This is a genomic window from Streptomyces sp. NBC_01217, assembly GCF_035994185.1.
Classification (GTDB): domain Bacteria; phylum Actinomycetota; class Actinomycetes; order Streptomycetales; family Streptomycetaceae; genus Streptomyces.
Genome location: NZ_CP108538.1, coordinates 2,558,960 through 2,579,036, shown reverse-complemented (window position 1 = coordinate 2,579,036; position 20,077 = coordinate 2,558,960). Strand labels below are relative to the sequence as shown.

General features: G+C 69.3%; 21 protein-coding genes and 2 pseudogenes. 9 read left to right on the top strand and 14 right to left on the bottom strand.

Annotation, left to right across the window (positions count from 1 at the left end; all coding sequences use genetic code 11):
* Window positions 1–13: 13 nt before the first annotated feature.
* From OG507_RS11250 to OG507_RS11235, 4 genes are all read right to left on the bottom strand, one after another.
* Window positions 14–1,705 (bottom strand): multicopper oxidase family protein, encoded by a 1,692-nt coding sequence (locus tag OG507_RS11250; RefSeq protein WP_327367039.1) that lies wholly within the window; start codon window positions 1,703–1,705, stop codon window positions 14–16.
* 386 nt (window positions 1,706–2,091) lie between these two features.
* Window positions 2,092–2,517 carry a CBS domain-containing protein gene (locus OG507_RS11245; RefSeq protein ID WP_327367038.1) on the bottom strand — a complete coding sequence of 142 codons (426 nt, stop codon included), beginning with the start codon at window positions 2,515–2,517 and terminating at the stop codon, window positions 2,092–2,094.
* 125 nt (window positions 2,518–2,642) lie between these two features.
* Window positions 2,643–3,401, bottom strand: coding sequence for a DUF305 domain-containing protein (locus OG507_RS11240; protein ID WP_442810960.1), 759 nt, complete (start codon window positions 3,399–3,401; stop codon window positions 2,643–2,645).
* Entirely contained in the window at window positions 3,398–4,075 is a 678-nt protein-coding gene (locus tag OG507_RS11235) for a DUF3105 domain-containing protein (protein WP_327367037.1), read from the bottom strand. The genes OG507_RS11240 and OG507_RS11235 overlap by 4 nt, the downstream gene beginning before the upstream one ends.
* 246 nt (window positions 4,076–4,321) lie before the next feature.
* Between OG507_RS11235 and glnA the strand changes: the two genes are divergently transcribed.
* Together glnA and OG507_RS11225 are read left to right on the top strand one after the other, a co-directional pair.
* Window positions 4,322–5,683 (top strand): type I glutamate--ammonia ligase, encoded by a 1,362-nt coding sequence (gene glnA, locus OG507_RS11230; RefSeq protein ID WP_266778016.1) that lies wholly within the window; start codon window positions 4,322–4,324, stop codon window positions 5,681–5,683.
* A 150-nt stretch (window positions 5,684–5,833) separates the two neighbouring features.
* Complete coding sequence (locus OG507_RS11225) at window positions 5,834–5,995, top strand: hypothetical protein (protein ID WP_327367036.1); 162 nt, start codon at window positions 5,834–5,836, stop codon at window positions 5,993–5,995.
* Window positions 5,996–6,186: 191 nt separating this feature from the next.
* Here the strand turns inward: OG507_RS11225 and OG507_RS11220 are convergent, their stop codons facing one another.
* The 5 genes from OG507_RS11220 to OG507_RS11200 form a co-directional block, all read right to left on the bottom strand.
* Entirely contained in the window at window positions 6,187–7,074 is an 888-nt protein-coding gene (locus tag OG507_RS11220; protein ID WP_327367035.1) for a phosphotransferase, read from the bottom strand.
* The gene (locus OG507_RS11215; RefSeq protein ID WP_327367034.1) at window positions 7,058–7,957 is read right to left on the bottom strand and encodes an aldo/keto reductase; all 900 of its coding nucleotides are present in this window, start codon (window positions 7,955–7,957) and stop codon (window positions 7,058–7,060) included. The genes OG507_RS11220 and OG507_RS11215 overlap by 17 nt, the downstream gene beginning before the upstream one ends.
* Complete coding sequence (locus tag OG507_RS11210; protein WP_327367033.1) at window positions 7,954–9,138, bottom strand: cupin domain-containing protein; 1,185 nt, start codon at window positions 9,136–9,138, stop codon at window positions 7,954–7,956. Before OG507_RS11210 ends, OG507_RS11215 begins: the two co-directional genes overlap by 4 nt.
* Window positions 9,139–9,153: 15 nt before the next feature.
* Complete coding sequence (locus tag OG507_RS11205; protein ID WP_327367032.1) at window positions 9,154–9,297, bottom strand: hypothetical protein; 144 nt, start codon at window positions 9,295–9,297, stop codon at window positions 9,154–9,156.
* Between the two features lie 136 nt (window positions 9,298–9,433).
* Entirely contained in the window at window positions 9,434–9,967 is a 534-nt protein-coding gene (locus tag OG507_RS11200; protein ID WP_327367030.1) for an ATP-binding protein, read from the bottom strand.
* Window positions 9,968–10,147: 180 nt separating this feature from the next.
* On the opposite strand from OG507_RS11200, the gene OG507_RS11195 reads away from it, so the two are divergent.
* Both OG507_RS11195 and OG507_RS11190 read left to right on the top strand, forming a co-directional pair.
* Entirely contained in the window at window positions 10,148–11,314 is a 1,167-nt protein-coding gene (locus tag OG507_RS11195) for a helix-turn-helix transcriptional regulator (protein WP_327367029.1), read from the top strand.
* A gap of 21 nt (window positions 11,315–11,335) precedes the next feature.
* Window positions 11,336–12,064, top strand: a complete 729-nt coding sequence (locus OG507_RS11190) for a 5-formyltetrahydrofolate cyclo-ligase (RefSeq protein ID WP_327367028.1) — start codon at window positions 11,336–11,338, stop codon at window positions 12,062–12,064.
* Between the two features lie 788 nt (window positions 12,065–12,852).
* Here the strand turns inward: OG507_RS11190 and OG507_RS11185 are convergent.
* Both OG507_RS11185 and OG507_RS11180 read right to left on the bottom strand, forming a co-directional pair.
* Entirely contained in the window at window positions 12,853–13,437 is a 585-nt protein-coding gene (locus OG507_RS11185; protein ID WP_327367027.1) for a DinB family protein, read from the bottom strand.
* Between the two features lie 189 nt (window positions 13,438–13,626).
* Window positions 13,627–14,943 (bottom strand): MFS transporter, encoded by a 1,317-nt coding sequence (locus OG507_RS11180; protein WP_327367026.1) that lies wholly within the window; start codon window positions 14,941–14,943, stop codon window positions 13,627–13,629.
* Window positions 14,944–15,032: 89 nt separating this feature from the next.
* Between OG507_RS11180 and OG507_RS11175 the strand changes: the two genes are divergently transcribed.
* Complete coding sequence (locus tag OG507_RS11175; protein ID WP_327367025.1) at window positions 15,033–16,010, top strand: winged helix-turn-helix domain-containing protein; 978 nt, start codon at window positions 15,033–15,035, stop codon at window positions 16,008–16,010.
* Between the two features lie 9 nt (window positions 16,011–16,019).
* On the opposite strand, the pseudogene OG507_RS11170 reads toward OG507_RS11175, so the two are convergent.
* Window positions 16,020–16,471 (bottom strand): annotated as a pseudogene (locus OG507_RS11170) (transposase); the annotation flags it as partial.
* On the opposite strand from OG507_RS11170, the pseudogene OG507_RS11165 reads away from it, so the two are divergent.
* Window positions 16,444–16,533 (top strand): annotated as a pseudogene (locus tag OG507_RS11165) (M15 family metallopeptidase); the annotation flags it as partial. The pseudogenes OG507_RS11170 and OG507_RS11165 sit on opposite strands and share 28 nt — an antisense overlap.
* Before the next feature lie 77 nt (window positions 16,534–16,610).
* Here OG507_RS11165 and OG507_RS11160 read toward each other — a convergent pair.
* Window positions 16,611–17,144, bottom strand: a complete 534-nt coding sequence (locus OG507_RS11160) for a winged helix-turn-helix transcriptional regulator (RefSeq protein ID WP_327367024.1) — start codon at window positions 17,142–17,144, stop codon at window positions 16,611–16,613.
* A gap of 87 nt (window positions 17,145–17,231) precedes the next feature.
* On the opposite strand from OG507_RS11160, the gene OG507_RS11155 reads away from it, so the two are divergent.
* From OG507_RS11155 to OG507_RS11145, 3 genes are all read left to right on the top strand, one after another.
* Window positions 17,232–18,020: an SDR family oxidoreductase gene (locus OG507_RS11155; RefSeq protein ID WP_327367023.1), complete on the top strand. Its 789-nt coding sequence runs from the start codon at window positions 17,232–17,234 to the stop codon at window positions 18,018–18,020.
* Between the two features lie 20 nt (window positions 18,021–18,040).
* A complete protein-coding gene (locus OG507_RS11150) occupies window positions 18,041–18,379 on the top strand; it encodes a nuclear transport factor 2 family protein (protein WP_327367022.1) in 339 nt (112 codons plus the stop codon).
* Between the two features lie 323 nt (window positions 18,380–18,702).
* Window positions 18,703–19,512 carry a putative protein N(5)-glutamine methyltransferase gene (locus tag OG507_RS11145; RefSeq protein ID WP_327367021.1) on the top strand — a complete coding sequence of 270 codons (810 nt, stop codon included), beginning with the start codon at window positions 18,703–18,705 and terminating at the stop codon, window positions 19,510–19,512.
* Between the two features lie 26 nt (window positions 19,513–19,538).
* Here the strand turns inward: OG507_RS11145 and OG507_RS11140 are convergent, their stop codons facing one another.
* Window positions 19,539–20,051: a pyridoxamine 5'-phosphate oxidase family protein gene (locus tag OG507_RS11140; protein WP_327367020.1), complete on the bottom strand. Its 513-nt coding sequence runs from the start codon at window positions 20,049–20,051 to the stop codon at window positions 19,539–19,541.
* Window positions 20,052–20,077: the final 26 nt, after the last annotated feature.

The window sequence follows — 20,077 nt, the reverse complement described above, 5'->3', positions numbered from 1 at the left end:
CGCCAGGAACGGGTCAGCGGCGGTAGCCGAGAACCGTCATCATGCCCACGTCCGAGTGGTAGATGTTGTGGCAGTGGAGCATCCACAGCCCCGGGTTGTCCGCGTCGAACTCCACGGCGATCGAGTGGTTCGGCCGGACGATCGCGGTGTCCTTGCGCGCCCATGCGGGCTGGCGCCGGTGCGAGGCCCGGTGTTCCGGCCCCGCCGCACCCACCAGCCCGAACGCGTGTCCGTGCAGATGGATGGGATGCCACATCTCCGTGGTGTTGAAGAACTCCAGCCTGACCCGCTCGCCCGCCTTGACCGGATGGCGCTGGCCGGCCTCGTACGGCTTGTGGTCGAAGGCCCAGTTGTACGCGCCCATGTTGCCGGTCATCTTGAACCGCAGGGTCCGGTCGGGCTCGCGGACGGACAGCGCCACGGATTCGTCCGGCGACAGCTCGTCCGCCTCCACCAGCTCACCGTCCAGCTCCTTCGGCCGTACGGAGGCGGTGGGCGCCGCGCCCTGTCCGGTGCGCAGCAGGGCCAGCGCCGATGCCCGCTTGCCCTCGGCGAGCGCGGTCAGTGGGAACACCCCGTCCCCGGCGGTGACCACCACGTCGTACCGCTCGCCCATGCCCAGCAGCAGGGCATCCGTCGTGGTGTGGCGGACCGGGTAGCCGTCGGTGTGCGTGATCGTCATCCGGTGGCCGCCGAGCGCGACGCGGAAAGCGGTGTCGCCGCCCGCGTTGATGATGCGCAGCCGGATCCGGTCGCCGGGCTTGGCGGTGAAGGAGCTGGGGTCCTTCGCGGTGCGGCCGTTGATCAGGTAGTACGGGTAGGCGACATCGCCCCCGTGACTGTCGAGCAGTTCGCTGAAGGAATCCTTCGTCATCCGCGAGGGACCGGAGCGCCCCTTGGCGGACTTGGGGGACTTCGCGGAATTGTTGGGGGAGCCTCCGTGCCCGGCATGGTCCGACCCGCCGTGGTTCATGCCGCCCCTGCCCCCGCTGAGCTCGTAGAGCACCCCGTCCGGAGTGGAGCCGTCCACCCCGTCGACCCAGTCGTCGAGGACGACGACCCACTCCTTGTCGTACTTGAGGGGCTCCTTCGGGTCGTCGACGATCAGCGGTGCGTACAGACCGCGGTCCTGCTGGACGCCCGTGTGCGGATGGAACCAGTACGTTCCCGGATGCGGCACCTTGAAGCGGTACGCGAATTCCGCACCCGCCTTGATCGGCGCCTGGGTCAGGTCGGGAACGCCGTCCATGTCGTTGCGCACATTGAGCCCGTGCCAGTGCAGGCTGGTCGCCTCCGGAAGGTGATTGGCGAGGGTGAGCGCCAGGGTGTCGCCGACCGTGACCCGGATCTCCTTGCCGGGCAGCCGGGCCTCGTACGCCCAGGAGCCGACGACGAGCCCGCCGCCCAGATCGAGGCGGGACGGAGTGGCGGTGAGGTCGATCTTCCGTACGGGTCCGGAGCCGCGTCCGGCCTCGGCGGCGGCGACCTCCGCCCCGTCGGGGGAGACGTACTCGCCCTTGAGCTTCCCGCGGGGGGCGGCCCCGTGGTTCGCACCGCCGTGGCTCGTGCCGCCGGCGCTCGCACCGGCGGATTTCGTGCCACTGGTGCCCGAGTCGGATTCGCCGGAGCAGCCGGCCAGGACCGCCGTACCGGCAGTGGCGACAGCAGCGCCGAGCACGGCGCGTCGGGTGGGTGGAGTGCGCATGACGGAGAGCACCTCGGGGTGTCGTCGGTATTCGGTCTGCTGGGGGAGGGGGAGACACCCCTCCTATATGCACAGCACCGACAACGAAGCGGGATGCGGCAGGCTCGTCCGGGCAGCCGGTCCCACGACCGGCGACACCCGCGCCACGGCTCCCCCGAAGAGGTGAGCGATCGCGATGAGCAGCGCACCGAACGGCAACAACTGTCCGTATGTCGCACATCCACTCAGGGTCATGTCGAACACCCTACCCCCGCCCCGTATGCATCGCGCGCGGAAACGTATCGCCACAGTGATGCCGGGCCCGAGGGCGCGCGAACGCACAGCGGCCCGGTGCCCCCACACGGGTGAGGGGCACCGGGCCATCGAGCTGTGTGTTCGAAAGCCGGTCAGCTGCGGGCGTAGACCTTCTCCATCCAGCCGGCGAGCTGCTCGTCGGAGAGGTGCTGCGCCAGATCGGCCTCGCTGATCATGCCGATCAGCTTCTTGTTCTCGACCACCGGCAGCCGGCGGATCCGATGGGTCTGCATCTCCTCCAGAACCATCTCCACGCCCGCCTTCGAGTCGATCCAGCGAGGGGTGCCGTGGGCGAGGTCACCCGCGGTCATCTTCGAGGGATCGTGTCCCATCGCCACACAGCCGACCACGATGTCGCGGTCCGTGAGGATGCCGATCATCCGGTCCTCTTCGCCGTTGGCCGAAATGGGCAGCGCGCCCACTTTGTGGTCACGCATCAGCTGCGCGGCGCGGTCGAGTGTCTCGTGCGCGGGGATCCAGGTGGCCCCGGTGTGCATGATGTCCTTGGCGGTGGTCATGAGGATTCCTCCTGCGTGCCGGTGGGCATGCCGTACGGCCCGAGTGAACCCATCGTCATGGGCCCGTACGGAGCACGCGACCGCTATCACCCGTTCGGGTGCATATGTGGCTCGGAGGGAATCTTTCAGGACCGGGGCTTCGCCCCTCGCGCCGCCAGCATCCGGGCCATCATGTCCAGCTCGGACCGCTGGGCCTCGACCATCCCCTGGGCCAGCCGCTTCTCCACCTTCACCGTGCACAGCCGGGCGCAGCCGCGGGCCATGTCGACGCCGCCCTTGTGATGGTCGGTCATCAGCTGGAGGTACAGGATCTCGGCCTGTTGGCCGCTCATACCCCGGAGCCGGTTCAGCTCGGTCCTGGTGGCCATACCGGGCATGAGGGAACCGTCATGGGCCCGGTAACCGGTCCCCGTGCCGTCCTCCATCCCGGCCATGCCATCCGTGCCCTCCATGCCCTCCATGCCCTCCATCGTGTGTCCCTCGTGCCCGGCCGCCGTCATCCAGCCCATCGGCTCCTGACCGGCGGCCGCCTTCGGCAGCTCCCACAGGTCCAGCCAGCCGAGCAACATGCCCCGCTGGTTGGCCTGCGTGTTGGCGATGTCGTACGCGAGACGGCGCACGTCCTCGTCCCGCGTACGGTCACGCACGATGAAGGACATCTCCACGGCCTGCTGATGGTGGACCGCCATGTCGCGGGCGAAACCCGCGTCCGCCGAGTCCACCGCGGGCGTGCGCGGGGCGGCCGCGGCCGCATGGTCCGCGGCGTGGTCTGGGCCGTCGTCCCGTGCGGAGGCGACGGTCGCCACCCCCGCGAACAGCAGCGCGAGTGCGACGGCGGAGCCCGCCACCCACCGGACGCGCCGGTCGCGGTCCACCGCGGTCACTGGGCCCCCAGCCCGCCCGTGCACGCCGCACCGGGCTCGGGCGTCTGCGCCCCCTGGACGAACTTGGCGAAGAACTGGTCGACCCGCCGGTCATCGGCGCCGTCCACCGTCACCTGGTTGCCCCAGGCGCTCAGCATGATCGTCCCGGCCTGGCCCTCGTACGGGCTCATCAGCGAGTACGGCGTCCTGCCGACCCGTTCGGCGAGCTTCGCCACATCGGCGTCCGAGGCCTTGTCCGTGTACGTCACCCACACCGATCCGTGCTCCAGCGAGTGCACGGCGCTCATGTCGGGGACCGCCTTTTTGTATACCTCGCCGTCGCAGTTCATCCAGACGGGGCTGTGGTCACCGCCGACCGGGGGCTTCATCGGGTACGTGACGGTCTCGGTGACGTGGTTGCGGGTCAGCTTCTTCGCGTCCCACGTCTTCAGCCCCTCGATCGGCTCGGCGGCCAGCTTCTTCTGCTCCGCCGCGGACGCCTTGGCGTCCTGCGCCCGAACGGCCTTCTCCTTCGCCGACGCCTCGGACTTGTCCAGCACCAGGTACGAGCCGAAACCGACCAGGCCCGCGACGACGAGGACGCTCAGGCTTATGGCCAGGACACGGTTGCGGCGGTCCCGCGCACGGTCGGCGTTGCGCATCTGCTCTATGCGGGTCCTGCGGTCGAAGCTCATGTCGTCAGGTCCTTCTGCGAAGGGGCGGGGAGGGACAAGAAACAGGTCGGTGAAAACGGTGCGTACCGGACAGTTGCGAGACCGCTCCGCCCCGTGTGCACCATGGGCGCCGATCGTAGTGGGTGGCCGGGTGCTCCATCTCACGTCGTGTGCGTAATCTGGGTGAAATCCCGGGTCGTGATACTGGAGCTTCTCCCCTACCCCGGGCGGTGGTGCACGGACCGTCTGAACTGCAAGGATGTGGCTATGGACAAGCAGCAGGAATTCGTCCTCAGGACGCTTGAGGAGCGCGACATCCGCTTCGTACGGCTGTGGTTCACCGATGTCCTCGGCTACCTCAAGTCCGTTGCCGTGGCCCCTGCCGAGCTGGAGCAGGCGTTCGACGAGGGCATCGGCTTCGACGGCTCGGCCATCGAGGGCTTCGCCCGGGTGTACGAGTCCGACATGATCGCCAAGCCGGACCCGGGCACGTTCCAGATCCTGCCGTGGCGCGCGGAGGCCCCCGGTACGGCCCGGATGTTCTGCGACATCCTGATGCCCGACGGCTCGCCCTCCTTCGCGGACCCGCGCTATGTCCTCAAGCGCATCCTCGCCAAGACCTCCGACCTGGGCTTCACCTTCTACACCCACCCGGAGATCGAGTTCTTCCTGCTGAAGGACAAGCCGGTCGACGGCAGCCGCCCCACCCCGGCGGACAGCTCCGGCTACTTCGACCACACCCCGCAGAACGTCGGCATGGACTTCCGCCGCCAGGCGATCACCATGCTCGAATCCATGGGCATCTCGGTCGAGTTCAGCCACCACGAGGGCGCCCCCGGCCAGCAGGAGATCGACCTGCGGTACGCGGACGCGCTCTCCACCGCCGACAACATCATGACCTTCCGGCTGGTGATGAAGCAGGTCGCGCTGGAGCAGGGCGTGCAGGCGACGTTCATGCCGAAGCCGTTCTCCGAGTACCCCGGCTCGGGCATGCACACCCACCTCTCCCTCTTCGAGGGCGACCGCAACGCCTTCTACGAGTCGGGCGCCGAGTACCAGCTGTCCAAGGTCGGCCGCTCCTTCATCGCGGGCCTGCTCAAGCACGCCGCGGAGATCTCCGCCGTGACGAACCAGTGGGTCAACTCCTACAAGCGCATCTGGGGCGGCTCCTCCCGCGCCGCGGGCGCCGGCGGCGAGGCCCCCTCGTACATCTGCTGGGGCCACAACAACCGCTCCGCGCTCATCCGCGTCCCGATGTACAAGCCCGGCAAGACCGGCTCCGCCCGCGTCGAGGTCCGCTCCATCGACTCCGGCGCCAACCCCTACCTGACGTACGCGGTGCTTCTCGCCGCGGGCCTCAAGGGCATAGAGGAGGGCTACGAGCTCCCGGCCGGCGCCGACGACGACGTCTGGGCACTGTCCGACGCCGAGCGCCGAGCGATGGGCATCGAGCCGCTGCCGCAGAACCTGGGCGAGGCGATCTCGCTGATGGAGAAGAGCGAACTGGTCGCCGAGACGCTCGGCGAGCACGTCTTCGACTTCTTCCTGCGCAACAAGAAGCAGGAGTGGGAGGAGTACCGCAGCGAGGTCACCGCCTTCGAGCTGAAGAACCTGCTGCCGGTGCTGTAGGCACAGTTCAGCCGCCTCGCGGCGACGCAGTGACGATCCGGGCCGGAGGCGGTGCGCCTCCGGCCCGGAGCCCGTCCGGCTCGCCGGGCCCGGGCGTGGGCGACGGCGAACCCAAGGAGTTCCTCCACCGGAGGCCGCTAAAGTCGCGGCATGGGGGGATTGGACGTCAAGCTGCGCCTGAAGCCGTGCAAGTGGTGCAAACGGCCGATCAAGCAACGCAGTTGGTGGCGGCCGAAGCGGTACTGCAACCGCTGGCACCACGTGAAGTACGGAGTGACGAACCTCGTCGCGAACGTGCTGGACAGTTTCTAGCCGCCGCTGTGGGCGGTGGCTCGGTGGTGTAGCGAGATTCTTACCGTGTAGGTATCTGCACGGTGGTGACGAGATTGATGGGCTGTCCGTGCGGCCGTCCGGTGGTGAGTCGGCGGTCTCGTTCATGCTGTCGATGGCTGTTCGGGATGAGAAGGGCGCAGCCCCGAGGTGTGAATACGAGCCATATGGGCTCAGCGACCGGTCGGCTTGTCGGCCGGCCTCCGGTGGGCGATCTCCTTGGCCCGTTGGCGCAGCGCGGGGACCAGTTCGGTGTTGTCTCCGCGCTGCGCGCTCTGCAGCAGTTCTGTGATGACCACCAGTTCGGCGAAGCGTCCGGCATCGCTGTCGAGCACGTTCGACAGCTCCCGGCGGACCTGCTCGGCCGTCTCGGGCACGCTCAGGCTGTATGCGTGGAGCAGGGCGGCGTCGTAGCCCACCGGGGCCAGGCCCCAGCCCTCCCAGTCGAGGATGCACAGGTCCGGGGCGGTGAGGTTGGCCCAGTGGAGGTCTCCGTGGGCCGTGGACCAGGCGGGCGGGACCGTCGGTACCGGTACGTCGAGGAAAGACAGGTACGTGGGCATGGCCCGGTCCAGGTATGCCTGGCGGACGGCCACACGGTTGGTCCGTACACGGGTGAGTCCCACGAGGGCGTTGCGCAACTCCTTCCACCAGGCAGCAGGGAGGTCGGCCGCTTTCACGAGGACAGGGGTGGAGGAGACGGCCCCGGTGTCGACGCGGTCGTACAGCTCCGCCCGGTACGCGTCGCGGTCTTCCGTCCATTGCCGCACGAGGTGCAGGTGCGGGCGGGGCATCTCCGGGGACAGAGCCCGTTCGGCGTCCTCCGGGCCTGTCCACAGCTTCCCGCCAGCCTTGTCGGCTGGGCTGTGGACGACTCGCGTCCACCCCGGCCCGTACGGTCCGGCGACGGGCCTGCCCAAGGTGCGGCCACGCCACCCCCATGCTTCGCGCGGGGAGCCGACGGCCCCGGCTTCGGGCACCGCTCCGATGGCGCCGCCCGCCACGGCGTGGGCCGTGCGCATGCGGGCGACGACCTCCGGATCGTCAGGTTCCGAGAACATCGATGGCCCTTCGCAGGTGCTCGTGCGGCAGGGGTGCCCATGCGGCGGCACTCTCAGCGTCGGCCCAGTGTGCCCGAGTGCTTGCCGAAAGCAGGACGCGTGACACCCCAGGAGCCGAGAGGGCGACCATCAGTGCGGCTTGAGCTGCTGAGGCGGAGGGCGCGATCAGTTGGACCAGTTCGGGTGTCATGAGGCGAGGCAGGTCACCACCTCCGAGCGGTGCGGAGGCGAACACGTGAAGGCCCGCCTCCCGCGCATCGTGCAGGGGACCGCCACCATCGAGCGCCTCCGCCACCCCGGCGAGGTGGACCAGGGAGACCGGGAGCTGAAGAGCTTTGAAGTGGTGCCTGGGGCCGCCCGCCCTTTGCGCCAGAGCGGTGAGATCGGAGACGGTCAGCAGACCGCTCGACAACCCGGTCCAGGTGGCCACCCCATAGCCGCTGGTCAGGCCCGCGTCCACCGCGCACTCCAGTTCCCCGAACACCTCCGTCAGAGCGCTCAGCACCGAATCCCGCCCCACGGCCGCGTGTTCAGGGTTGTGTACGAAGACCAACTCGGGGGCACGACCGAGACGGATGCGGCTGCGAGCCAGCTGCCAGGCGACGTACGAGCGGCTGAGACAGTGTCCTCGGTCGGCCCCGCTGCCCGGCAGAACCCCGGCAGCCGCCGCCTCCTCCCAGTCCCTGCGCGGCACGAAGCCGACCTTCGTCGACACCCCGAGCCCCGGACGAGCGGCGAGCACCGGACGCAACCGAGTCTCAGCCGTGCCGTTTGCGTAGTTCGGCGCCGTGTCGATCCACTCGACTCCGGCATCCAGCGCGGCGGAGACAGCACCGGCGATGTCACGGCAGCGATAGGTACCGGCAGCAAGCGTCGCGTTCACCCGGCCACATCCACGGCCGCTACCTCGCCGTCGACCAGCTCACTCGCCAGGAGGGCGGCCTGACCGACGCTGATGCCGGCAACTTCGGCGAGGGCGTCCAAGCGGTGCCCGCCGCCTTCTGTGAGAAGGGCGAGCAGGGGCGCGGCCTGGGCGGCGAAGGTCCACTCCTCACCACCCGCCGCCAGGATCGACTGGCCTTCGCTGTCGGTGCGCAGGTGGGCCCGCGCGGTCACCAACCGCACCATGAGGGCGGGATCGGGCGGTACGCCCTCCACATACGGCAGGGATGGGGTGAGCCTGGCTCGCTCGGTCGCGTCCCGCATGGCGAGGTAGCGATCGATGAGATGGCTGTCGCCGAACTCCTTCACAACGAGATCGCTCAACGACCGTACGAAGTCCGCCTTCTCCTCCTCGGTGCCGAAGCGGGGCAGGTCGCTTCGGACGAGTGTCTCCCGGCGCAGGTCCTCGGACAGCCACTGGAGCAGGTCGGCGCCGGTTGTCGTCTGCATGCCGCACGTGAGGTGCAGGGAGTGAACGCCTTCCGAGGCGGCGACGGCGTGCCACCAACCGCGCGGCAGGTAGAGCATGTCCCCCGCGTGCAGGACCAGTTCGACGAGCGGCTCGTTCGGCGGCGGTTCGGGCACGTCGGTGTCACGGTGGAGCGGTGCTTGCCTCGTGGGTCCGTAGATGCGCCATCGTTTGGCGCCGTCGATCTGGAGGACCAGCACGTCGTGGTCGTCCCAGTGGACTCCAAAGCCCTCTTCGGGGGTCCAGGAGGCGTAGGCATTGACCTGGATACCGGTACGCAGGTGTCGCTCCAGCTCCCGGGCGAGGCGGCCGACGCCCGGGTGCAGTTCGTCGATGGCGTCAATGACGAGGGTGGCGCCCTCGATGAGGTGTCGGTGCAACTCAGCGGGCTTGAGCCGGTGCCACACAGTGCTGCGCCGCGTGGTGACAGGCACGGTGTAGGCGTGGTGTGGCAGTGCTTCGCCGTCGATGGACAGTCGCAGGCGGGGCGGTTCGAGGCGGTGGTGGGTGAGCAGGGCGTTGAGGCCACTCCAGCCGATGAGCCCGCCGAAGCGGTCGGGCTCGCCCGGGAAGTGGCGGTAGGTGCGGCCGTACACCTGGGCGAGGAAGTCCTCGCCCAGGTGCGCGACCACCGGAGGTACGACGGTGGTCATCGGTTGCGGCCCTTCTCAGTCGTTGCCGTCGGAACGGCCGGTAGAACCGCCGTCCGAGGGCTGCTCGGCCCGCGAACGGGCGGTGGCGATCCGGCGACGGGCGACCCGCAGACCGTCGCTCTTCTCACCGCTGGTGGCGGTGACGACATGCTCGGACATGACTGTCTCTCTTTCTGTTTGGGTGGAAGCGAGCCGGTCGCTCGTTTCCTGGAGGCAGCGCGTCCCGCTGTTGGGAGGCCGTATCGGCCCAGCGAGAAGCGCCATTGCCTGACTTCAGTGCTTACTCGTGCCGAAGTCAGGCGGTCTGGGGGAGGAAGCCGGTGAGCGCCTTGCATACCGGGCCGGCGCCAGGAAGCCACTGGTGTGCGGCTTCGAACCGGCGCTCGACTCCGTGGTCGTTGTGCGACGTTCGGGCCGAGGAAGACGATGGGTCGCCGACCTCGAACCACACCGACTTCCCGTACGCCGTCGGCCGGGATCCCCAAGCCTGCGCGAGGCCGGCGACCAGTTGCAGGCCTCGCCCGCCCTCTTCGTCCGGCGGGGCCGATGTGGGCAGCGGGAGGGGCCGCCGAACCGCGTCCTCGGCTTCCAGCCGGACGCGGGTGCCGTCCCAGGTCACCGTCACCCGGCAGCTCTCCCGTGTGTGCAGCACCGCATTCGCGATGACCTCACCGGCGAGCAGCTCCAGCGTCGCGACGGTGTCCTCCGCGAGTGGCAGGCACCAACCGCGGACGACCGCCACGACCCGGCGACGGGCCTCAGGTACAGCGGCGGTGTCCGAAGGGACACGGAGAACTGACGACTTCAGGGCGGGTGTTCGGTACGGCATGGAGGGCGAACCTTCCTGGCTGCGTGCGTCGGAGTTCCACACAACCGCCCGAAGCAGGGCTCGCCCAGAGCACAATGGACGCACCAATGCGGCATCCGTGAGTCACACCCGCGCCTCGCCTCGGACCTCACGCTGTCGCAAGTCCGGTGCAGAACAAGGGAAACCGGGGGATCCGACACCATGGCGCATCATCGCAACGGGCCGGCAGCGCGCCGCCGTACTGTCGGCCTCACCCAAGAGACCCTCGCCGAACATATGCAGGTGGACCGTTCCACCGTCACCCGCTGGGAATCCGGCCGCACGGCGCCACAACCGTGGATGCGCCCCCGCCTCGCCCGCCTGCTCCGCGTCGACGCCGAGGGCCTGAACGATCTGCTGACTGCCAAGTCGCCAGGCGACCTCGACGGTCAGGACTTCCTCGACCACGCGATGCTGCATCCAGGCCGTGTGGATCTCCCCGCCGTCGCGACACTCCGCGCCCACTTGGACGACTGTGCGGACCGTTACGACCGCGTGCCCTCCGCAAGTCTCATCGCCGAGGCAGCGGGGCAACTGAACCGCATCGCCCACGTCGCCGCAGGCGCCGGGCGCGGACGTGTCCAAAGGGAACTCCACGTTCTGCATGCCGAGGCCTGCGCCCTGATGGGTCAGCTCGTCTGGGACGCGTCCCAGCGCCGTGATCACACCACTGCGAAGACCTACTACGAGCAGAGTGCGGGCCTCGCACGCCACCTGCGCGACGCGACGCTCGAAGCCCGTGCCCTGCTGCGCACCTGCTACGTCGCGCTGTACGGAGCCCGCGACGCCCATGTCGGCCTGGCGCTCGCCGGTCGAGCAGCAGAAACGGCCGCACCGACGAGCCCCGCTCTGTCCGGACTGGCTCTCCTGCACGTCGCGGAGGCCCACGCAATGCTGCGATCCACCACTGACTGCGAACGTGCTCTCGCGCGCGCCGAACGCCAACTCGGCCGCGCAGACGGAAGCGACGCCGCGGCCGATCTCGTCTCCCCGACGCAGTTCGGCCGCCTTGCCGGCTCCTGTTATCTCTCCCTCGGAGACCACCGACGTGCCGAGACCCTGCTGACCAGCACGGCCAAAAAGCTGCGGGACAGGCGAAAGTCACGCGCGATCGTGCTGGGGAACCTTACGCTCGCCCACATCCGCCAACGCGAGGTCGAAGCCGCAGTGGCCAGCCTCACCGAGGCCATTGCCGAATTGGAGACCACGCGCGGCGGCGGAGGTATGAACATCGTCTTCGGAGCCGCCCGCGAACTGCGCCCCTGGCGACAGGAACCCCTTGTCGCAGAGGTCCACGATCGCCTGCTGGCCCTGATGACCGCAGCGTAGAGACAGCAAGGAGCAACACCGGTGGCAGCCAACTCGCTGGACCAGGCCAAGCAGGCCGTACGCACCCGAGTATGGGATGCCCTCACGGCCGCCGACGCAGTCCACGACGCCTCCGTCCACGGCCGCATCCCGAACTTCAGGGGCGCCGAGGAGGCTGCGGAGCGCCTCGCCGGCCTCCCTTCCTGGCAGGAAGCAAGCGTCATCAAGGCCGTTCCCGACAAGGCCCAGATCCCGGTACGGGCACGCGCACTGGAGGAGGGGAAAACCGTCTACATGGCCGTGCCGAAACTCGCCACCCTCAAGCCCTTTTACCTCTTGGATCCGGCTGCTCTCACCGTTCCGCCCGCTGAGGCAGCAGCCAGCCGCACCGCGGCTGCCATCGCCCCCACCGTCGAGGTCGATGCCCTCCGCCCGCTGGACCTGATCATCCTCGGCAGCGTCGCCGTCAACCGCGACGGCGCCCGCGTCGGCAAGGGCGCGGGCTACTCCGACATCGAGTTCGCGTTGCTCACCGAGGCAGGCCTCGTCACCCCGGAGACCCTGGTCATCACTACGGTTCACCCGCTCCAGATCACCGACATCCCCATCCCCACGACGAAGCACGACGTGAGTGTGGACCTGATCGTGACGTCCGAGGAAACCATCGTCTGTCCGACTCCCCATCGGCCCTCCGGCATCTGCTGGGACGACCTCACCGCAGAGAAGATCGCTGCCATCCCAGCTCTTGCGGCACGGCACTTCGCCGGTTGAAGGTCGATATCGACAGCGGCCGGTGGGCCGGGATCGACTTGTCCGAGCTCCAGATCCCGGCTCGGGGCCGCGGTCGGCTTGGGAGGTCCGTTCATCCGCTCATTCCCGCGCCGGAGGCAGGTCTCCGCCCCCACCCCGCGCAGGTCAGGGGTGTGATCGAGGCAGCGGGCAGGGTAGCGGCAGGGGATGGGAGCCGGTTGAATACCGGCATGCAGGAGAGCGACGACCACGCGAGAAGCCAGTGCCCGACTGACGACGTTCGGCTGTCTGGCCGGGCTGCTCGTCGCTCTCGCGATCCCTCTGTGGATCGTCGGCGCACTCCTCGTGGACGTCTTCTCCCGCTAGATGATCGATTCCAAGGGGTTTGGAGGGTGTCTCACGTGGCAAGTTTCGCGAGCTTCTTGTAGCAGGTCAGGGCGGCGGCCAGGCCGAGGAGGGCGAGGAAGTGCGAGCCCTTTCGTTCGTATCGGACGGGTGAGGCGGCGGTAGCCGAAGAGCCGGGCGATCGACCGTTCGATCTTCCAGCGGTGCCGACCGAGGCGTTCGCCGGACTCGATGCCGGGCCGCGCGATGCGCGCGACGAGACCGCGCTCGCGCAGCCAGGCCAGGTGTTCGGCGGAGAAGTGCGCCTTGTCCGCGTGGAGTTTGACGGGTCGGCGCCGCCGCAGTCCCCGGCGGGACCGGACGGCGGGTATGCCGCGGATGGGCGGGTTGAGGGCGAGGCTGTCGTGTACAGCACCCACGACCGGCATCATGCCGCACGAACATCAAGTCACGTGAGACAACCTCTAAGCCTTGATTGGTGCGGCCGACCTGGCGGCCTGCTCGATCTTCGCGCAGTAGGCGGCACGGGCTTCCTCGTCGATCGGCTTCTCGTGTTCGGGGCGCATCCCGGTCCGGCCGTCGAGGCCTTCGCGCAGGATATCGGCGTGCCCGGTATGCCGGACGGTCTCGCTGAGGACATGGGTCATGACGGCGAACAGGTTCGTGTTGGGATGAGGCTCCGGCCACCACGGCACGTGGCCGGGGGCGTCGAGGGGAAGCTCGTTGATCGTAGCGTCCGAGTGTTCCCACGTGCGTCGGTAGAACCCGATGATCTGATCGCGGGTCTCGTCCTCGGTTGCCCACTGATCGCTGTCGTCGGAGTCCTGCCACCGGGACAGCGGTTCCGGGGAAGGGCGGTCGAAGACCTCGCCGAAGTACCTGGCCTCGACGGTGGCCACGTGTTTGACCAGGCCGAGGAGGTTGGTCCCGGTTACTGTCAAAGGTCGGCGGGCGTCGTATTCGGACAAGCCGTCGAGTTTCCAGAGCAGAGCCTCGCGGTCCCGCCGCAGTCTCCCGTGCAGGTTGTCTTTCGCGAATTCATCGATCATGCGGCATGAACCTTCCATGGGCTGTTCGTGGTCTCAAGATCCCGTACGTGGTCCGCAACGGCCGGCAGAGCCGAGGCTTAGGACTCCTTACACAATGAGCTACCGGGATTGGCTGTCTGTCAGAGAGACGTGGGGGTGGGGGTGGGGGTGGGGTGCGTGACGGCTCGCGGCCGACTCGACCTGCGACGGTTACTGCGCAGGAGAACTACACGCATGCTGTTCGGTGCCGTTCTCTGATCCCGTTGAGTAGTTCGGGACGGGGACCGGGGAGGTGAGCGGGTGCCAGGTGAGAATCCAGCCGGCGGTAAGCGCCGCCGCGCCGCCTGCCAGGGCGATTGCGCCGCCTGTTCCGATGCCTGCGGCCACCGAGCCGAAGCAGGCCGGCCCGACTCCCTGAAGCGTCATGCTGCCGGAGCCGAGCAGGCCGAAGGCCTGGCCCTGGCCATCCTGCGGCAGGGCGTCCAGGAACGGCCGTTGCAGGCCGAGACCGTAGGCGAATCCGAATCCGCAGAGCAGCAGCAGACAGGACGAGACGCCCACTCCGGGCTCGGCAGCGAAGCCGACCAGCGGCAGTCCCATCAGCGCAATCAACGGGACTACCAGTCGCTCCCGGGTGGGTGGCCGCAGCAGTCGACCCACCAGCAGGTCACCGACGAGCATGCCGACCGGCAGACAGCCCATCAGCACCGCGTACCAGCCGGGCGCGAAGTGGCGTCCTCCCGCGTAGGCGACGATCAGGCCTTCCGCGCCCGCTACGAACGCGGGCGGTAGCCACTGGGCCAGCATCAGTCGTCGTACCGTGTGTCCGCGCAGCAGCAGGCCGGCACCGTGCAGGCTTGCCCGGACGGCCCCGCCATCGCCCCGAGCGCTGCCGGGTGTGCCGCCGAACTCTCCCGGTTCCAGCCGGGGTAGCCGGATGCGGATAGCGAGCGCGCAGCCGAGGTAGAGGGCGGCGCTCACCGCGAGTGCCCGGTGCGGGCCGAGTACCGCGACGGCCGCACCTCCCAGCGCCAGACCGAACAATTGCGCGCCAGAGGAGGCGATGTTGTTCAGTGAACGGCCCAGTACATAGGCGTCGCCCTTTAGCCACTGCGCGACCAGCCGACTCGACGCGCCGCCGAACACCGGTGTGGCGAGGGCGACCAGCGCCACGACACCGAGGCTTACCGCGATCGGCATCCGCACCAGGGCGAGCAGCAGGGCGGCGGCGCACTCCAAGGCGTAGCCGCCGGCGATGAGCGCGCGGGGCGGCAGTTGGTCGGCCAGTGAGCCCAGCAACAGCGAGCCGAACAACTGCGGGAGAAAGCCGATGCCGAAGGCCAGTGCGCTCAACAGTGCGGAACCGGTGGTCGCGAAGACCAGCACCGAGAACGTGGTGATCCGCAGCGAGCCCGCGGTGATCGCGACGGTGCGGGTCGAGAAGAGCAGCCGGAATCGCGGTTCGGCCAGCACCTCCCGGTAGGTGGCACGGTGGTTGCCCTGTGCGGGTCCGGCGGTTGAGGTCATGGCGCCCAGCCTCGGCGTGCGCCCACGTCACTCACCAATGATTCGTCGCTGGACGAATCGGAACAGACGTGCAGCGGTAGCATCGCCGGGTGCTGCGCTTCGAAGTCTCCGTCGAGGACCTGCTGCGCAGCCGCTTCGCGCTGTCGCCCGCACTGGACCTCTGTTTGCTGCTGCGCTCGCTCGCCGGCCAAGGCCAGCCGCTGCCGCGAGCCTGGGCCGCCCGGCTCCTGCCGGTCTTTGAACGGCTTCGCCGCGAGACCGAACTGGACGCCGCCCTCGCGCTGCAGGCCCCGCAAGGCGGACCGAACTTCGTCGCCCCGCCCCCGCGCGGCCTCAACCAGACCTGGGCTGACGACCTGGCCGTGATCCGGGCCACACCGCTGGAGGCGGCCCGCCACGAATTCGCCGCCACCGCGACCGGCCCGTCCGCCCGTGATCCCCGCGTACGCGCAGTGCTGGACTCGGCGGACGCCGTCTCCAGGATCGCCGAGGTGATGGACCAGGCGTGGCACGAGCTGCTCGCCGCGGACTGGCCGCAACTGCGTGCGATCTGTGAGCGCGATGTCGTGCACCGGGTGGGTGTGATCGGCGAACACGGATGGGCCGCGACCATCGAGAGCCTGCACCCGGGCGTCGCCTGGCGCGCCGGCGGTATCGAGATCGGCTTCTTCCGAGGCGGAACAGTCCGCCTCGCCGGCGACGGGCTCCTGCTGATCCCTTCGGCCATCGTCGGGCATATCGCCGCCCACATGGAAGACCCCTGGCCCAGGACCTTGGTCTACCGTGCCCGCGGCACCGCGGCCCTGTGGGGCGAACAGGAGAGCGTCCCCCAACCGGACGCGCTGACCGCTCTGGTCGGCCGGGCCCGAGCCCGGCTGCTGTTGGCGCTGGACGCCCCGGCCAGTACCAGCCACCTCGCCCGAAGCCTCGCCATGGCACCCGGCGCGGTAGGAGACCACCTCGCCATCCTGCGAGGCGCGGGGCTGCTCGTCCGCGCCCGGTCCGGACGGTCGGTGCTCTACCGGCGCACCCCGCTCGGCGAGGCGCTGGTCGCCGGTTCCGGCTGAGGGATCGGATCAGCACTGTTTTTTGAGGCGCCGCCAGCAGATGATTGCGCAGCCGAGGGTCAGGAAGCCTGGTGGGTGTCGGCGCGGATCTTCCAGCGGATACGCAGTCGGCAGAACCAGCGCAGAAGTGCGAAGGCCGATTCGTTGACCCAGCGGTTCTTGCCCAGGCCGCTTCCGTGGCCGGTGCCGCGCCGGGCGATGAGCGGGCGGATGCCCAGCTCACGGACCTGGCGGCGGTAGACGTTGTGGTCGTAACCGCGGTCGGCGCAGAGGGCGTCGGGGCGCTGACGGGGTCGTCCGCGCTTGCCGCGGATGGGCGGTTCGGCGTGGATCAGGGGCAGGCGTTGGGTGACGTCATTGCGGCTGCCACCGGTCACGGTGGCGGCCAGGGGCATGCCGTGGACGTCGACAATGACGTGGTGCTTGCTGCCCGTACCCCACCGAGTGGTGGCACTGGTCCCACGGCGACCGGTACTGGGCACTGATCACCGAGGCCGGCAGCGCCGGCTACGGACCAGCCTGACCACCTCGAACCAGCGGGACCTCAGTACACAGTCACCGACATCCCTTGGAATCGATCATCTGGCCGCGCCGCGCCCCCTACCGCGCAGGTGTCTCCCCGGCAGGGGTGTGCCGCTGCCGCTGTCGTTCCAGTTCGGTGTAGCGGGCGCGCATCGCCTCGCTCGCGGCCGGACCCGCGGTGAAGACGAAGGCCTCGCTGTCGTCCAGCTTCTGCCCGGTGTGCGCGTCCACCACGACGGGTTCGGCCTCCTCACCGGTGTGGGCGTCGACCAGGATCATGGCGCGGTCCTCCGGCGCGAGGTGCTGATTGCCCCAGGCGGCCAGGGCGACGACCACGGGCCGCAGGGAGCGGCCGCGCTCGGTCAGCACGTACTCATGACGCACCGGACCGGTCCGGTAGGGGCGCCGCTCCAGAAGGCCGTCGGCCACCAGGGTCTTCAGCCGGGTGGTGAGCATGCTGGTGGAGATGGAGAGGCTCTGCTGGAACTGGTCGAAGCGTGTGTAGCCGTCGAAGGCGTCGTGGAGGATCAGCAGCGTCCACCACTCCCCGACGTGCTGCACCGTGGTCGACAACGGGCACTCACGGTCCTCCAGCCTGATCCGGCTTGCCATCGCGGCACCCTCCTGAGTTACTGCTAAAGTGAAAGTTGCTAGCTTCTATTTTAGCAGTAATGCAGTGATGCAGTAATTGAGGAGTGGATGGCCTTGTCTGCCAGCAGTAATGACTCTCTCTCCGGCCGTCGTGCCCTGGTCACCGGCGGTACCAAGGGCACAGGGGCGGCGATCGCGGCCCGGCTGCGGGAGGACGGTGCGACCGTGCTGGTCGCCGCCCGTTCCAGGCCCTCGGACGTCCCCGAGGAGGACTTCGTCGGCGCCGACCTGAGTACGCCGGAAGGCGCCGAGCACGTCTCGCGGGAGACGCGGAGGCGGCTGGGCGGCACCGACATCCTGGTCCACGCGCTCGGCGGCTCGGCCGCGCCCGCCGGCGGCTTCGAGGCGATGTCCGAGGAGGTCTGGCAGCAGGAACTCAGCCACAACCTGCTCGCCGCCGTCCGCCTGGACCGCGCCCTGATCCCGGGCATGATCGAACAGCGGCGGGGCGCGGTGGTCCACGTCTCCTCGATCCAGCGGCGCATGCCGCTGTGGAACGGCACTCTGGCCTACGCCTCCGCCAAGGCCGCCCTGAGCGCCTACAGCAAAGGCCTGGCGAACCAGGCGGCACCGCACGGTGTGCGCGTGAACACCGTCTCTCCCGGGTTCATCCAGACCACCGCGGCCGACGCACTCATCGACCGTATCGCCGAGCAGACCGGCGACCGCGAATCCGCCCTGGCGTCCCTCATGGACTCCCTCGGCGGCATTCCGCTCGGGCGCCCCGACAGGCCCGAGGAAGTCGCCGAACTCGTCGCCTTCCTCGTCTCCGACCGGGCCTCCGCCATCGTCGGTGCCGAGCACGTCATCGACGGCGGCACCGTCCCCACCCTCTGACAACCAACAGCGAGGAAGCCATGACCGACACCACCGACCTCCCCGACGTCATCAAGCGCTATCTGAAGGCGCACGACGAGCGCGACACCTCCGCGGCCTCGGCCGCGCTGACGCCGGATGCGACGGTCGTCGACGACGGCCGTACCTACGAGGGCATCCCGGCCATCGAGCAGTGGATGAACCACGCCGCGTCCGAGTACACCTACACCACCACGCCCATCGGGGCGGCGTACGACAGCCCGGACCACTACACCGTCACCCAGCGCCTCGAAGGCAACTTCCCCGGCGGCACCGTCGACCTGCACTACCGCTTCACCCTCGACAAGGGGCTGATCAGCCACCTCACGATCGCTCCCTGACACAACGGGTCTTCGCGAGCCGAGTCCGCCGGACGTCACGCGTGTCGGGGCTGCCGGTCAGAACGGCAGCCCGTCTCGTCCAGGATCTCGTCGGCACCATCCTCCTGATCGCGGCGGGCATCGCCGTGATCGGTGTGCCACGGCCACGGTGGTGGCCGTGCGCACGGAGGAGGTACTGTGACCCATCCCCACCCGGGACCGACCAAGGAGGTGAGACCCATTACCGCTGTATCAGGCTGGGTGCTCACCCCTCAGGATCGCGTGGTCGACCCGACATAATCGACCGCGGAGCGCCCATCGGCTTTTCCGAAAGGCTCCGCTTCATGTCGGTTTCCGTTTCACCGCTCGCCCTTTCCTCCATCGTCACCACACTCCGCGCCGCCGGCTGCGTATTCGCCGAGGACGAGGCGGAGCTGATCGTCTCCACGGCCGCCGACCCCGCCGGACTCGCGGCCATGGTCGAACGGCGGGCCACCGGCCTCCCCCTGGAACACGTCCTCGGCTGGGCCGAGTTCAGCGGTCTCCGGATCGCCGTTGACCCCGGCGTCTTCGTACCCCGCCGCCGCACCGAGTTCCTGGTCCGGCAGGCCGCCGCCCTCGCCGGGCCCGGGGCCGTCGTCGTCGACCTCTGCTGCGGTACGGGAGCCCTCGGCACCGCGCTCGCCGCGACGCTGGACCGGATCGAACTGCACGCCGCCGATGTCGAACCCGCGGCCGTACGGTGCGCCCGCCGCAACGTCGGCGACGCGGGCCGGGTCTACGAGGGCGACCTCTTCGAACCGCTGCCCGCCTCGCTGCGCGGCCGGGTGGAGATCCTGCTCGCCAATGTGCCGTACGTACCGACCGAGGACGTCGAGCTGCTGCCCCCGGAAGCCCGCATCCACGAGCCGCGCGTCGCGCTCGACGGGGGCAGGGACGGCCTCGACGTCCTGCGGCGGGTCACCGCCGAGGCGCCGCGCTGGCTGGCGCCGGGCGGGCACCTGCTCGTCGAGACGAGCGAGCGGCAGGCGGCCCGGGCCGAGGAGACCGTCGCCCGCAGCGGCCTGATCCCGCGCGTCGTCACCTCCGACGAGCTGTACGCGACCGTCGTCATCGCGACCCGGCCGGACGATCCGGACTCCTCCGGGGACTGAGCCGTCCCACCGCCCTTCCCCACCGCTCAGCTGAACCGCCACCGCGTCTGGCTGTACGGGGCGCCCTTGCCGAAGCCGAAGACCGTGCGCGGCAGCACCTCGAACACCAACGCCGTGCGGCCCCCGTTCAGGAACGCGCCGTCACGCACGTCGAAGTGCCAGTCGGGGCCGTACTTCGACTCCCAGGCCGCGGCCAGCCTGCGCAGCCGGTCCTCGTCCCGCACCCGCTCCGCCGGGCCCTCGACCATCACGTCGAGACCCTCGGACAAGGTGTTGTTGCCGGTGGTCAGTACCACTTCCGGGTTGGTGGCCAGGTTCAGGGCCTTGCGTTCGGACGCGTCGGTGCAGAAGTGCAGTGCGCCGTCCGCCCACACCCCGATCAGCGGGGTGACGTGCGGGCGGCCGTCCGGGCGCACCGTGCTCAGCCAGTACAGCTCCGCCGTGGTCAGCAGGTCCGCAGCCGCCGACCACGGGCGGGCCGTCGCGCTCTCGTCGCTGTAGCGGGTATCCAGCTCGGCGAAGGGTTCGAATCCGGACATGCGGGCCTCCCGGTCGGGTCCTTGAA

Bases quoted from the DNA above. Each gene is read 5' to 3' on its own strand.
- OG507_RS11195 (WP_327367029.1), top strand. From the start codon at position 10,148: ATGGCGCATCATCGCAACGGGCCGGCAGCGCGCCGCCGTACTGTCGGC.
- OG507_RS11145 (WP_327367021.1), top strand. From the start codon at position 18,703: ATGTCGGTTTCCGTTTCACCGCTCGCCCTTTCCTCCATCGTCACCACA.
- OG507_RS11220 (WP_327367035.1), bottom strand. From the start codon at position 7,074: ATGTTCTCGGAACCTGACGATCCGGAGGTCGTCGCCCGCATGCGCACG.
- OG507_RS11180 (WP_327367026.1), bottom strand. From the start codon at position 14,943: ATGACCTCAACCGCCGGACCCGCACAGGGCAACCACCGTGCCACCTAC.
- OG507_RS11250 (WP_327367039.1), bottom strand. From the start codon at position 1,705: ATGCGCACTCCACCCACCCGACGCGCCGTGCTCGGCGCTGCTGTCGCC.
- OG507_RS11245 (WP_327367038.1), bottom strand. From the start codon at position 2,517: ATGACCACCGCCAAGGACATCATGCACACCGGGGCCACCTGGATCCCC.
- OG507_RS11185 (WP_327367027.1), bottom strand. From the start codon at position 13,437: ATGATCGATGAATTCGCGAAAGACAACCTGCACGGGAGACTGCGGCGG.
- OG507_RS11225 (WP_327367036.1), top strand. From the start codon at position 5,834: ATGGGGGGATTGGACGTCAAGCTGCGCCTGAAGCCGTGCAAGTGGTGC.
- OG507_RS11140 (WP_327367020.1), bottom strand. From the start codon at position 20,051: ATGTCCGGATTCGAACCCTTCGCCGAGCTGGATACCCGCTACAGCGAC.
- OG507_RS11200 (WP_327367030.1), bottom strand. From the start codon at position 9,967: ATGCCGTACCGAACACCCGCCCTGAAGTCGTCAGTTCTCCGTGTCCCT.
- glnA (WP_266778016.1), top strand. From the start codon at position 4,322: ATGGACAAGCAGCAGGAATTCGTCCTCAGGACGCTTGAGGAGCGCGAC.
- OG507_RS11150 (WP_327367022.1), top strand. From the start codon at position 18,041: ATGACCGACACCACCGACCTCCCCGACGTCATCAAGCGCTATCTGAAG.
- OG507_RS11205 (WP_327367032.1), bottom strand. From the start codon at position 9,297: ATGTCCGAGCATGTCGTCACCGCCACCAGCGGTGAGAAGAGCGACGGT.
- OG507_RS11235 (WP_327367037.1), bottom strand. From the start codon at position 4,075: ATGAGCTTCGACCGCAGGACCCGCATAGAGCAGATGCGCAACGCCGAC.
- OG507_RS11210 (WP_327367033.1), bottom strand. From the start codon at position 9,138: ATGACCACCGTCGTACCTCCGGTGGTCGCGCACCTGGGCGAGGACTTC.
- OG507_RS11160 (WP_327367024.1), bottom strand. From the start codon at position 17,144: ATGGCAAGCCGGATCAGGCTGGAGGACCGTGAGTGCCCGTTGTCGACC.
- OG507_RS11155 (WP_327367023.1), top strand. From the start codon at position 17,232: ATGGCCTTGTCTGCCAGCAGTAATGACTCTCTCTCCGGCCGTCGTGCC.